Consider the following 12,394-nt stretch of genomic DNA (forward strand, 5'->3'; position numbering starts at 1 on the left):
CAAGGTCTCCTTAGTGAGTCAGTAAATCTGCAGTGAAATGGTAACGACGGTTGTTTTCAAAACCACGACGGTTTTCTGGTCGAGAGTTCAAACATACATCGTCTTCTTGCATTGGTGCGGCCTTCGCGACCGATACTTCAACTGGCTTGTAAGGGTAGTCAGTGGCAGGATTCATAGGATGCGGACATGTCGTAAAGACCACTAAAGTATCCATTTCGATACGTAGCTCAATGATGTCCCCTGCTTTACTATGCTCTGGGGTGTAGTGCATCATGCCTTCACTGTCGGTCGATACCTTGGTAAAGAGATTAAGGTTAGCCGCGATATCGCGTTGCCCTAGCCCATATTTTGCTACTTCCACCAACAAAGCGTCATAACCGTTTTGTTTCCAATGGTTGCGCTCGTGTTGATAATCACGATCGCCCCACTTATCAGCGACTTTTTTCTTATTCGCCACACCTGTCACGGTATCAATCCAACCCGTGTCGTCACGAACAATAGAAGCAAACACACGTCCCATATCGGAATATAGGCAATTACCAGTGGTTAATTTAAAGGTGTGCTGGCATTTCAATGTATCGGGCGCGTTGTAGCGCTCCAACAAATTCTTTGGATTGTAAAACAGCACGCTTAAATTCGCGCCGCCTTCGACGTCTTTCAAACGTAACGTGTGACCTTTCGGAATCACCATTGACCAGTGCGAAGCACCTGGAATTAAATCGGTTAAGAGTGGTTCAAAATTTGATGACATTTCACATTCTCCTTTTGCTTTAATATGTCACAGACTAAAGTGACATTGTCACCTAACGCAATGACGCAAGAAATTACGATAGACCAATGTCTTGAGTGCAGACTCGCCTCGTCTCAGTACAAAATTTACTGTGAATAAGACAGAACTTAACGGGAAGAGTGGCGCAAGTCGTCAATGACCAATAAATGAGATCAAACAGACATAGACAGCCATTGACTAATAATTTGGCTGTCGAAGTAAACGTTGTTTTAATTAGATAACGGATAGTATGCATAAGAACCTCTATTTTTCATCACATGACGTTCGCCATACGGGTAACTTCTCAAGCTCACGCTTGGTTAATCTCCCGGGCTTTTGTCCCGCCGTGTGACCTCATAAATAGAGGTTGACAACTCTCGGACCAGACACTGCTTTTGCAGCCGGAACCCTAGATGTCCTTTGAACAGATTGTGGTATAGGTTTGACTAACTGAACCAACCATAAGATAGATACAGTTCTCGTCTACCAACGAATTAGAGTTAGCAAACTTGATGCCAACTCCAGTAATCGCATACCAGCTAAACTGAATATTAATAATATAAGTGCATGATTATTAGTTCATTAAATTAGCCATGAGTGTTGCTAATAGACACATTATCCCGATTAAACAGACTCAGCTCATCGCTCGTTGCGCCCTTAATTTCGTCCCATACGCTTCATATCAGTGCATACCTGCACCAAAAAAACACAATAAGTATTACCAATTACAAATATAGTAATACTATAAAATCCAGTTAAATACATTTAATTCAATTAGTTAAATAATTAATTACCATATTGGAACAATGATTGCTTATGACATTAGTATTACTAATTTTAACATTAGTAATACCACAACAAGAAACATAACCTAATAAAACTCACATTTAAGGAAAAATTATGTTTGGAGTAAGGAAACCCTCTTTAATTAAACGCACCCTTTTAAAGGCCCTCATTCCAGTGATGGCATCGATGGCCGCCTTTGCAACTCAAGCCGAAACGTTAAAAATTGGCTATAGCGACTGGCCTGGCTGGGTTGCATGGCAAGTGGCAATTGATAAAGGTTGGTTTGATAAAGCTGGCGTCGATGTCGATTTTGAATGGTTTGATTATTCAGCCTCTATCGATGCGTTCGCTGCGGGCCGAGTGGATGCGGTGACGATGACCAATGGCGATGCTCTGGTTACTGGTGCCAGCGGTGCAAAAAGCCGCATGATTTTGGTGACCGACTATTCAAATGGTAACGATATGATCATCGGCAAGCCGGGCATTCGCAGTATTAAAGATCTGAGAGGCAAAAAAGTAGCCGTAGAAAAAGGCTTTGTAGAACATCTTTTACTCCTTAAAGGCTTAGAACAGAACGGCATGAAAGAATCTGACGTGCAGATCGTCAATGCAAAAACCAACGAACTGCCACAAGTATTAGCCTCTGGCGAAGTCTCTGCAATCGGTGCTTGGCAACCTGTTTCTGGGCAATCAATGAAATACACCCCAGGTGCACGTCCTATCTACACATCAGCAGATGAACCGGGATTAATCTACGATGCACTTGCTGTTAACCCTGCTAGCGTAGCCCAACACCGTGCCGATTGGCTCAAAGTGGTGAAAGTATGGAATAAAGTTGTCGCTTATATTAACGATCCTAAGACCCGTGATGACGCTGTAAAAATCATGGCAGCTCGTGTTGGCGTCACACCAAAAGAATATTTACCTATTTTGAAAGGCACCCGTCTACTTAACTTAAAAGAAGGGATGAAAGTGATGCACAAAGGCGACACATTTGAGTCACTTTACGGATCTTCTGCTATTTCCGACAAATTTAACGTCGACAACGGCGTGTATACACAGCCGCAAAAAATCGCGTCATACATTGATGATTCTTTAACTAAAGCAGCACTTAAATAATCTCAACCAGTAATAATACGGAGTAGTAGGAATGAGTAAAATGCAATGGTTCGCGGTGAGAACCGAGTTAGATCCAAAGAAAAGGTTAGTATTGGGAACCCTCTCATTCCTGCTACCCATATTGATTTGGGCAGCCGTTAGCTACCTACCCTTTATTTGGCATCCAAAAATGGAAGTCACACAACCCGGTGGGGTTGATTATTTCCAAGTGGGGATGCTAGTCGATAAATCTCTGTTTGCCGATGAAAGCAAACGCATGGCGGAGCAACACCTCGCACTGCCGCAAGGAAACCCGGCCAACCCAGTCTATTTACCTGGCCCGATTGAAGTTGCGAAAGCCTTGTATCACGGTTTTACCCAAAAACCGCTCCAACCGGGAGCACCTTGGCTGCACGAAAGCCTTTGGCACAGTATTCAAATTATTTTTTGGGGATTTGTCATTTCCTCCATCATCGGCGTGCCTTTAGGCATTATTTGCGGCACATACACCGCAATATCGCGACTTTTCGAACCCTTTATTGAATTTTTCCGTTACTTGCCAGCACCTGCTTTTGGCGCATTGGCAGTGGCGATCTTAGGTATTTACGATGGCCCTAAAATCACCATCATTATTATCGGCACCTTATTCCAACAAGTGCTGATCATTGCCAACACCGCGCGTAAGTTTGATTTCACCCTACTTGAGGCAGCACTTACTTTAGGCACTAAGAAACGACATTTACTCACCAAAGTGGTCATTCCGGGGATTTTGCCTGACTTGTATCGAGACCAACGTATTTTGCTCGGTTGGGCCTGGACTTATCTGATCGTTGCCGAACTTATCGGTACGAGTAGTGGTATCACTTGGTATATCACGCAGCAAGCGCGCTACCAACATTTCGATAATGTCTTCGCTGCCATTTTCATCATCGGCTTTATCGGTCTTGGCTGCGATATTTTACTCGGTTTACTTGGCAAAAAACTCTTCCCATGGGTTGTCACTAACAAAGCTTAATCGGCTAGCAAGGAATGACTATGCAAAACACTACAGCACTCCCAAGTTATTTGGATCAATCGGAACAAGTGCGCGCACGTTTTGATGCGATTAAGCAACGCCCGGTTATTTTAGATGTCAAAGATCTATGTAAAAGCTATCCATCCCATCAAGGCACCGTCGAAGCGCTAAGAAATGTTAATTTTCAGATTCATCGCCGTGAGTTTGTCTGCGTGATCGGACCATCGGGTTGCGGTAAATCCAGCCTGATTCGCACGCTGGCAGGATTAGAAACCGTCACCTCTGGCGAGATTCTTATCGATGGCAAACCCGTTGACGGACCAGGACAAGATCGCGGCATGGTGTTCCAAGGTTACACCTTATTCCCATGGCTGACGGTGAAGAAAAACGTCATGTTCGGTTTAGAACGGGCCGGTAAAAGCAAGATGGAAGCAGAATCTGATGCACTAATGTGGCTCGATTTAGTCAGTCTTGAATCTTTCGCCGATCACTACCCTCACCAACTTTCAGGGGGAATGAAGCAGCGTGTGGCTATTGCACGCTCGCTTGCAACTCAACCTCGCATGTTGTTGATGGATGAACCCTTTGGCGCGTTGGACGCCCAAACGCGCACCAAAATGCAATCTCACCTGCTCGATATTTGGAAAAACATCGATATCACGGTGCTATTTATTACCCACGATCTCGATGAAGCGGTCTTCCTTGCCGATCGCATTTTGGTTTTAAAAGCACACCCGGGGGAAGTACAAGAATTGATTGAGGTTCCCGTTCCCCACCCTCGTTCTTTAGATCAACTTAACTCTCCCGAATTCTTAGCCACTCGCGCCCGGGTGGATGAACTTATTCATCCGCCAGTAAACGAAGAAGACGAGCTGGACATTAGTTCTCGCATCATTCGTCTCACAAACGTCAACGATAATGTGATTTAAGGAATGTCTCATGGACTGGGCAGAACTTAGCTGGGAAGAAATTCCCAATGTATTAAAAGCCGTTAATGGAGCAGCATTGTTACCGATTGGTGCCACTGAGCAACATGGCCCTCACCTTGCGTGTGGCGTCGACACTGTAGTGGCCCAAACGGTATGTGACGCGGTATCAACACGCACGCATGTCCCAGTATTACCGGCGATGCCTTATGGCTGCTCTTTAGGCCATAGTAGCAAATGGCCAGGGACCATCTCCCTTGATCCAGTGATGCTTATTCAACTGGTAAAGCAAATTGGTGATTGGGCTTATAAAAGTGGGGTTAGACGCCTATTTTTAGTCAATGGTCATGTCACTAACGAAGCGCCTTTGCGCTGCGCACTGGAAATGCTACGCGCACAATACAGTGACTTAATGGTGAATTTAACCTGCACTGGCAAAATGTCACCTCGCGTTGACCAATTTCATCATGCGGATGCCATAGATTGGCATGCTAATGATGCCGAAACCTCATTAATGATGGCCGTTGCACCTGAGCAGATTCGCAGTCACGATTTCGTCCGAGCTGATGATCCTGACCGCACCCAAGATTTGGTCTTTGCTCATCCGGTCAATCACACCAGTTTAAATGGCGTCACCGGTTTCCCAAGTCAAGCAAGTTTAGACAAAGGGAAACAAGGCTTTGCGTGGATGGTGGAAGATTTAACCGCCATCGTCGAACACGGCATCAATGAATGTGCACCGTTAACGTCTTAACAGTCATCCACAACATTAACCTAACTTTAAATTTATCATCAGGCTAGACCTATCACGTCAGTCATAATCGGTAAGGATACCCTATGTACACAGCAGAACAGATCACCACAATACAAAACGACCTCAAACAGAAAGGCGTGAAGTATTGTATTGGCGCTTATGTCGATATTCACGGCGTTCAAAAAGGTAAAGTCGTGCCTATTGACCACCTTCAACAAATGATGAAAGGCTCCGAACGTTACACAGGCTACGCACTCGATGGGCTTGGGCAAGCACCAAACGATGAAGAGCTGGTGTCCATTCCTGATCTCAGCAAAATCATTCAGTTGCCATGGGAACCTAAATTGGCTTGGATGCCTGCCGATCTGCATTTTCAAGATAAGCCGTATGAACTGAGTACCCGTGTTGCGCTCAAACGTCAACTTGCGGCAGCTAAAGAACTTGGCTTTGGCATGAACCTAGGTATTGAATGTGAAATTTACTTACTTGATCGTGATGAGCAGACTGGCAAAGTGTCTGTCCCTGTTAAGCGCGATAATCTCACTAAACCTTGTTATGACATTCAAGGCTTTGTTGATAATTTCTCATGGCTCGATAAAGTGGCTTCCACCATCAACGATTTGGGTTGGGACCTGTATTCGTTCGATCATGAAGACGCCAACGGTCAATTTGAATTCGATTTTAAATACGCCGATGCACTAGAAACCTGTGATCGCTTAACCTTCTTCCGTTTTATGGCAAAACATTTTGCCGATGGTGAAGGCTTGGTTGCAACCATGATGCCAAAGCCCTTTGCGGATAAAACCGGTAATGGCGCTCACTTCAATATGTCTCTCTATGATATTGAAACCAAAGAAAACCTATTTGAGTGTGACCCAGCCGATGATCCTCGTGGTTTAGGCCTAACACCGCTGGGCTATCACTTCATTGGTGGCATATTGAAACACGGCCGCGCCCTGTGTGCTGCTTTTGCTCCCACCGTCAACAGCTATAAGCGCTTGGTTCGTCGCGGTGAAATGGCAACATTTTCTTGGGCTCCTGTATTTAACTCCTACGGTTCGAATAACCGCACTAACTCAGTGCGCGTGCCATTTAAAGGCGGCCGCTGTGAATCGCGCAACGCAGATGGTGCGGTTAACCCTTACCTAGCATGTAGCCTAGCACTTGCTGCCGGCTTAGAAGGTATTCGTGAACAAATTGACCCAGGCCATCCAAATGAGGATAACCTTTACGAAATCAATGATACAGAACGCAGAGATAGAGGGATTGAATTTCTTCCTCATACGCTGCAAGATGCAGTAGAAGCGTTTGCAACGGATCCTTTGGTGGAAGAAACCCTAGGCACAGAACTAAAACAAGAGTTTATCCGCTACAAAACTCTAGAATGGGAAGCGTACCATCTAACCATCAGTGAGTGGGAACGCGAACGTTACATGGACATGTTTTAATTATTGAAGGTATTTACATGACACAACAGGCCGATAAGCCCTCTAGTTCTGTAAGTCGCATCAGTGTCTCTATGGACCCTGATGTGTTGAACGAACTAGATGATATGGTGGAACTAAGAGGTTACAGCAGCCGCTCCCAAGCCATCAGCGACATGGTCAATCAGCAGTTGATTGAACAAAAAGCTCAGCTCGGTACCAATGTCATGGTTGGAACGATTACCCTTTTCTATGATCGCAATACACGTGGATTACAAAAACGCTTGAGTGATCTGCAGTTCGAACACATTGATGAGGTGATCAGCTCATTACACGTGCATCTAACTGAAGATAAAATCATGGAAGTGATTTTGGTGCAGGGACCTGCGAATACTCTGCAAGACATCATCGACAAATTTTCGATTTTAAAAGGCGTGATATCCGCCAAACTACAATTGATGGCTGAGGCAACGGCAATCTTGCCTCCCCTACATAGCAAATAACATCAATAAAGGCCAAACGTTCGTTTGGCCTTTATTTTATACGTTAAAAAGGAATGCCATTCCTGCCGAGATTGAGCTTGACCTCGGCTCGTTGATGAAGCTCTGAATCCTGCATCTGGAGGTCATTTGGATCAACGTTAGCCAGATTAGGCTCAGTTGATCGAGATCATCACAAGTTCGAATAATCATACTTTTGCATAAAATGTTCTTACTGGAGAGTAGCACTCTATAGATCAGCGGCGTATATTTTCGCCATATCCCTTTCATTATTATGGTTTATACCCAAGTAACCTTAGACTCAGGTTCAATGAGAAGTGATTCACTTTTGGGGTATATCGTTCAAAAATTATTGAACACCATTCATGCTTTAAGGTGCTTATTGTGACTATTTCGCTCAAATCTCGTTCCACCCACTTATTAGTCGGGCTTGCGGCACTCAATGTTTTTATTTGGCTGTGGGCATTTATTTCCTTTCAAGGTCACTCAATCTTACTTGGGAGTGCATTGCTTGCATGGACTTACGGCTTACGCCACGCGGTCGATGCAGATCATATTGCTGCCATAGACAATGTGACACGAAAAATGATGCAACAAGGAAAAGAACCGATTAGTGTCGGTGCATTTTTCTCTCTAGGTCACTCCACTATTGTGATTTTAGCTGCAGCTTTAGTTGGCATCGCCGCCAGCCAATTTAGCCATAAACTTGATTGGTTTCAATCAGTTGGAGGCACCATTGGCACATCAGTATCGGCACTTTTTCTGTTAATACTGGCTATTATCAATGGCTTTATTTGTCGTGACGTGTGGCAGCAATATCAGCAAGTTAAGCAAGGTAAATCGCTCGACCAAGACGCGGCGATCGGCGGAGGGTTAATGACGTGGTTATACCGCCGCCTATTTCGCTTCATTAATCACAGTTGGCAAATGTATCTGGTTGGTTTTTTATTTGGCTTGGGTTTTGATACCGCGACCGAAGTCGGTTTACTTGCCATTTCCGCCACAGGTTCTTCCAATGGGTTAACGCTAAGTTCGATTATGGTCTTCCCCGCCCTATTTGCAGCGGGAATGGCACTCATCGATTCAGCAGATAACATCGTTATGGTCAAAGCCTATTCATGGGCGTTTGAGCAACCTTTTCGTAAGCTCTATTACAACCTAACTATCACCGCGTCGTCTCTTGTTATCGCTCTCTTCATTGGTGGATTTGAAGCCATGGGATTATTGTCCGATAAATTAGGCACTGATTCGGTATTTAGCCATTGGATTGGAACCGTCAATGACCATTTAGGGAACGTAGGCTTTTGGATTGTCGGCCTAATGATCGCTTGCTGGTTAATCTCTTTGCTCAATTACCGCTTACGCGGCTACCATAAGATGCCTGTCGGTACGATTTAAATCATCTCACGCTATAACGCCTATAAACAATAGGCGTTATAGCACCGACATCCATGCCGACTCTGGCAATAAGTACAGCCCTGCCGCATGTTGCGATCCTTGGCCGACAATATGGCCAATACCACCAGCCATGACTGCTAACGTCACATCAAACGCATTTAGGCTATCGCCAAAACCCGCCGTCAAATTAAACATCGATCCATTAGCTAAAAGATAAATGGTTTTGTCATAAAGCTGATAAGCGTTAATAAATGGCATTGGTTGTTGATGCGTGGCATTTTCTTGCAAAAACGCGACATCAATTTCTTTAGCAACATGTCCAACGTTCAGAACAAACACACCATCTTTCATATTGGCAAGATGCTCTGCACTCAGCACATTATTGGCTCCGGTTGCCGTAGCAAACACATCGCCTTCGTCAGTTGCTTGCGCCATGGAGATCACCTGCCATCCATCATATTGAGCTTGCAGCGCACGGGCTGGATTGGTCTCAACGATTTTGACCTGACCACCGTATGCCTTGGCAGCCTCCGCAGTCCCCTGCCCGACTAACCCATAGCCAATGACAATCACCACTTTTTCATGCAAGGTTAAGTGAGTGGTTTGAAAGAATGTATGCCAAGCCGTTAAGCCGACCATATGGCGATTATGCAGCCCTTCTTTTACGGGTAAATCGTCCCAATTAAAGATGGGATAACTAGGTTCAACATCGCCAAGACGATTAATCCCCGAACCTGTTGCTTCCAAACTGGCTTTAACCGACGCCTCTACTTCGCTTCCAAGAAAACGATCATGCAAACGAGTGGTTAGATCAGCCCCCATTTCACACAAGTGAGTCGGTAACCATTCCAACGCTAAGTCAAATGAGCGCGACCATTCATCATCGCTCATATCACGCCAAGCGTATGCTTGCGCACCTTTACTGACAAGGTATTGCACCACATCATCTTGGACTGTGGTTGGATTACATGTCGTTAGGTAGATCTGAGCACCTTTATTAATCAGCCCTTCAACGAGTGGAATCATTTTTAAATCTAAATGCATATTGCAGGCTAAACGAATACCATACAGATCAGGTAAAGCAGCCGCCGCAGCAGCAGTGCGCTTCATATGTAACGTGGTCCAGTTAAGCTCAGCAGTAAAATCCTTGTACATGACAGTCTCCCAAAAATTGACTGAGAGATTATAACCTATACCCAAATGTTCAGGAAACAGAGTCTTATCAATGTGTTCGGTAGAAGTTGAACGGATCTCACCGACATGAAATTAAGATGGATGTTAGATACGATAAGTTTTTTATAACCGGGAGAGATAGAAGGAAAGAGTAGGACAACCACCCTATTTATTGTGAAGCGTTGAGCTTACCAGTACGCAGTTTGAGTTGATTATTAATTGTGCGCGTAGCCAAATAAATAGAGTGATAGAAAAGCTTGAACATTTTGCTCTACGTCGAAAACGATTACGACGGAGCTCTGTGACCGAGGCCGTTAATGATAAGGATTACTCAAGTAACCTATCATTCAAGACTGGAACAGATTAGATATTGAGTGCGCTTTGAACTGGCGCATTATCACGACGAATGAACGCTAGGTTCGCAGAAGAAGTGGTATCTTCTAAGTCGTCAATTTCTTCACGAGACAGAGAAAAATAAGCTTCTGATTGCATCAAAAATTGCTCTAAAGCATTGTTATGTTGTTCCGTATTATTTTTCAAATTACCCATATACTCCTCTTTGGTTGATTTTAGGGTCAACAAACACTCCTTTTAAATTTTGTTGTTGAACGCTGTTCATTATACATAACTGAGACATAAAAACCAGTACCAACTTTGGATAACAGTATATTTTTGAACGAAAAACCCTTTATTTTAATGCCATAAGCGTCTGATTTTAAAGAATTAACATTGATATACAAAAAACTATATTAATGTAATTTAAAAACATCAATTAACCTCTTTAAATTAATTTAAGGTTAAGTAATTAACTTAATTATTGGTTTATTCATCGCTATGTCTATTTTATTTCAAATTACTGTCAGGCTTCTTTCTAGTACAACGACTGATTTGAAGACATAGAATGGCTATGTCTTCAAATCAGTGCCTTGCCTAAGAGCGAAACCATTCTCGCTGAGAAATTCGCCATCACACTCTTGAGCATCCCAACGAGAAAAAGTAACCCCAGCAACATAAGCACGCTGCTCACTGTACTAAACATCAACGGCCAAAATCATAAGTGCTCCTCAATAACGACAAAACCACTACTAAATAACATTTAGTAGTGGTTTCCGTTGCTTACATCAATACTATTTAGTCACTTTCATCAACGATGATCGCGAAATGCATCATTGATCTTTTTATCAGTGTTGTATTGGCTCAGGGCATACACCGACCATATTGCTGCGGGGATCCAACCAATGACCGACAATTGCAAAATTAAGCAGATGATACCTGCGATTGGACGACCAATGGTAAAGAACTGAAGCCAAGGGATTAAAATCGCCAGCAATAATCTCATAATATTTCCTTTTACTGCATACGCTGTACGTTCGAATGCTCGAGGGCTATCAATACGGTGAGCCTATACATACAGCGCAAAGGTGTTTGACTCATGGAGAGAGGTAGCCCATTGCGCTAATCACTTCGTAAGAATCTAAAATTCTCACCACTTAGGCTTACAGCTTGCAAACGTCACAGGACAGCTATGCCTTAGTTAACAGAGTTAACGTCAATGGGAAGCGCGAGAATATCGATGTTACTCATTATTAATGTCAGCATTGAGCGTGAGAGATGTCAGGATTATGTCTGGCAACTTTCTGCCTAAGCTATTGATTAAAATAACATTAGAACTATGTAGACGTTTAATACGTTCAACCTAGAGAAAGAGTAAGTGCAGTAGAGTTAGCTATTTTAAAGACGAAGGTTTAACCGAAGCGAATTCCCAAAATAGGTCATCTTCTCCTACAATTTCTAGCTCAGCCTTACGATACAGAGCTATCGCTGCGTGATTATTTTTAAAACAAGATAATGTTAACGACTTTCCTAGATAAAATGCTTGGCGCTTTAACTGGCTGATTATCTCAAAACCGATCCCTTGCTTCTGATTCGCTTCTGGCACCACTAATAAATGCAAATGAAGAGCCTCTTTATCATGGTGATAACAGATTACCGCTTCATTTTCAGTGTCATCGCGTACCCAGTAGAACCAGTGACATGGCAAGTTTTTGTGAAAGCGTTCATATTGAAACTCTTCATCCCAGCCAAGCGCTTGATCAATGACATCAAACAACCCTGCTCGAAACCAGGGATAAGCATGTTGATATTCACTCATTTTGAATGGAATAAAACGCACATTTCCTCCATGAACTCAATTCTGCGCGACCGGATATATCGATGAGATTGATACTCTGTCGTCTATAGCTCCATCTGAACATCCAATTCATAGGAATCCGCTATATGCGATATCTATATAGTGAACCCAATTGGGTATAAAGTTAACTTACAACATACGCTTAGCTAACGGAAGACTCACATTGCATAATTATTAGCAAGACGAAGTTGGAGGAACTGCGACAACGCAGTGCATGAATAATGAACAAGATGGCGAAAAAGCCGACTTAGTCATCAACGTGCATGATGAAAAGAGTTGGAATAATCGCGATTTAAAGGAGAATTGTTGTAAAAACAGACATAAAAACGCCAAAAAATACCAAACTAACTCATTGATTTT

12 protein-coding genes and 1 riboswitch are annotated in these 12,394 nt (G+C 43.5%); of the genes, 7 read left to right on the forward strand and 5 right to left on the reverse strand.

The genetic code is table 11. The features are described 5' to 3' along the window. Positions 1-10 precede the first annotated feature (10 nt). The gene (locus F9817_RS10420; RefSeq protein ID WP_161155216.1) at positions 11-751 is read right to left on the reverse strand and encodes an urea amidolyase associated protein UAAP1; all 741 of its coding nucleotides are present in this window, start codon (positions 749-751) and stop codon (positions 11-13) included. Between the two features lie 341 nt (positions 752-1,092). Continuing rightward, positions 1,093-1,193: riboswitch (guanidine-I (ykkC/yxkD leader) on the reverse strand. Positions 1,194-1,669: 476 nt separating this feature from the next. Here F9817_RS10420 and F9817_RS10425 point away from each other — a divergent pair. The 7 genes from F9817_RS10425 (at position 1,670) to F9817_RS10455 (ending at position 8,670) form a co-directional block, all read left to right on the forward strand. Beyond that, the gene (locus F9817_RS10425) at positions 1,670-2,674 is read left to right on the forward strand and encodes an ABC transporter substrate-binding protein (RefSeq protein WP_161155218.1); all 1,005 of its coding nucleotides are present in this window, start codon (positions 1,670-1,672) and stop codon (positions 2,672-2,674) included. 31 nt (positions 2,675-2,705) lie between these two features. Next, positions 2,706-3,668 (forward strand): ABC transporter permease, encoded by a 963-nt coding sequence (locus F9817_RS10430; protein WP_161155220.1) that lies wholly within the window; start codon positions 2,706-2,708, stop codon positions 3,666-3,668. A gap of 20 nt (positions 3,669-3,688) precedes the next feature. Continuing rightward, positions 3,689-4,597, forward strand: coding sequence for an ABC transporter ATP-binding protein (locus tag F9817_RS10435; RefSeq protein WP_161155222.1), 909 nt, complete (start codon positions 3,689-3,691; stop codon positions 4,595-4,597). A 10-nt stretch (positions 4,598-4,607) separates the two neighbouring features. Beyond that, positions 4,608-5,348 (forward strand): creatininase family protein, encoded by a 741-nt coding sequence (locus F9817_RS10440; protein ID WP_161155224.1) that lies wholly within the window; start codon positions 4,608-4,610, stop codon positions 5,346-5,348. A gap of 83 nt (positions 5,349-5,431) precedes the next feature. Beyond that, entirely contained in the window at positions 5,432-6,796 is a 1,365-nt protein-coding gene (gene glnT / locus F9817_RS10445; RefSeq protein WP_161155226.1) for a type III glutamate--ammonia ligase, read from the forward strand. Between the two features lie 17 nt (positions 6,797-6,813). Next, complete coding sequence (gene nikR / locus F9817_RS10450; protein ID WP_161155228.1) at positions 6,814-7,275, forward strand: nickel-responsive transcriptional regulator NikR; 462 nt, start codon at positions 6,814-6,816, stop codon at positions 7,273-7,275. Positions 7,276-7,656: 381 nt separating this feature from the next. Continuing rightward, positions 7,657-8,670, forward strand: a complete 1,014-nt coding sequence (locus tag F9817_RS10455; RefSeq protein ID WP_345789723.1) for a HoxN/HupN/NixA family nickel/cobalt transporter — start codon at positions 7,657-7,659, stop codon at positions 8,668-8,670. A gap of 36 nt (positions 8,671-8,706) precedes the next feature. Here the strand turns inward: F9817_RS10455 and F9817_RS10460 are convergent, their stop codons facing one another. From F9817_RS10460 to F9817_RS10475, 4 genes are all read right to left on the reverse strand, one after another. Further along, positions 8,707-9,825, reverse strand: a complete 1,119-nt coding sequence (locus F9817_RS10460) for an adenosylhomocysteinase (protein WP_161155231.1) — start codon at positions 9,823-9,825, stop codon at positions 8,707-8,709. 381 nt (positions 9,826-10,206) lie between these two features. Then, positions 10,207-10,392, reverse strand: coding sequence for a hypothetical protein (locus F9817_RS10465; protein ID WP_161155233.1), 186 nt, complete (start codon positions 10,390-10,392; stop codon positions 10,207-10,209). Between the two features lie 595 nt (positions 10,393-10,987). Then, positions 10,988-11,182: a YqaE/Pmp3 family membrane protein gene (locus tag F9817_RS10470; RefSeq protein WP_161155234.1), complete on the reverse strand. Its 195-nt coding sequence runs from the start codon at positions 11,180-11,182 to the stop codon at positions 10,988-10,990. 387 nt (positions 11,183-11,569) lie between these two features. Beyond that, entirely contained in the window at positions 11,570-12,016 is a 447-nt protein-coding gene (locus F9817_RS10475; RefSeq protein WP_161155236.1) for a GNAT family N-acetyltransferase, read from the reverse strand. Positions 12,017-12,394 lie beyond the last annotated feature (378 nt).

Source organism: Vibrio eleionomae (assembly GCF_009874545.1).
GTDB lineage: Bacteria > Pseudomonadota > Gammaproteobacteria > Enterobacterales > Vibrionaceae > Vibrio > Vibrio nitrifigilis.

Coding starts and splice junctions, on each gene's coding strand:
- F9817_RS10460 (WP_161155231.1), bottom strand. CDS start 9,825: ATGTACAAGGATTTTACTGCTGAGCTTAACTGGACCACGTTACATATG.
- F9817_RS10420 (WP_161155216.1), bottom strand. CDS start 751: ATGTCATCAAATTTTGAACCACTCTTAACCGATTTAATTCCAGGTGCT.
- F9817_RS10470 (WP_161155234.1), bottom strand. CDS start 11,182: ATGAGATTATTGCTGGCGATTTTAATCCCTTGGCTTCAGTTCTTTACC.
- glnT (WP_161155226.1), top strand. CDS start 5,432: ATGTACACAGCAGAACAGATCACCACAATACAAAACGACCTCAAACAG.
- nikR (WP_161155228.1), top strand. CDS start 6,814: ATGACACAACAGGCCGATAAGCCCTCTAGTTCTGTAAGTCGCATCAGT.
- F9817_RS10465 (WP_161155233.1), bottom strand. CDS start 10,392: ATGGGTAATTTGAAAAATAATACGGAACAACATAACAATGCTTTAGAG.
- F9817_RS10430 (WP_161155220.1), top strand. CDS start 2,706: ATGAGTAAAATGCAATGGTTCGCGGTGAGAACCGAGTTAGATCCAAAG.
- F9817_RS10440 (WP_161155224.1), top strand. CDS start 4,608: ATGGACTGGGCAGAACTTAGCTGGGAAGAAATTCCCAATGTATTAAAA.
- F9817_RS10425 (WP_161155218.1), top strand. CDS start 1,670: ATGTTTGGAGTAAGGAAACCCTCTTTAATTAAACGCACCCTTTTAAAG.
- F9817_RS10435 (WP_161155222.1), top strand. CDS start 3,689: ATGCAAAACACTACAGCACTCCCAAGTTATTTGGATCAATCGGAACAA.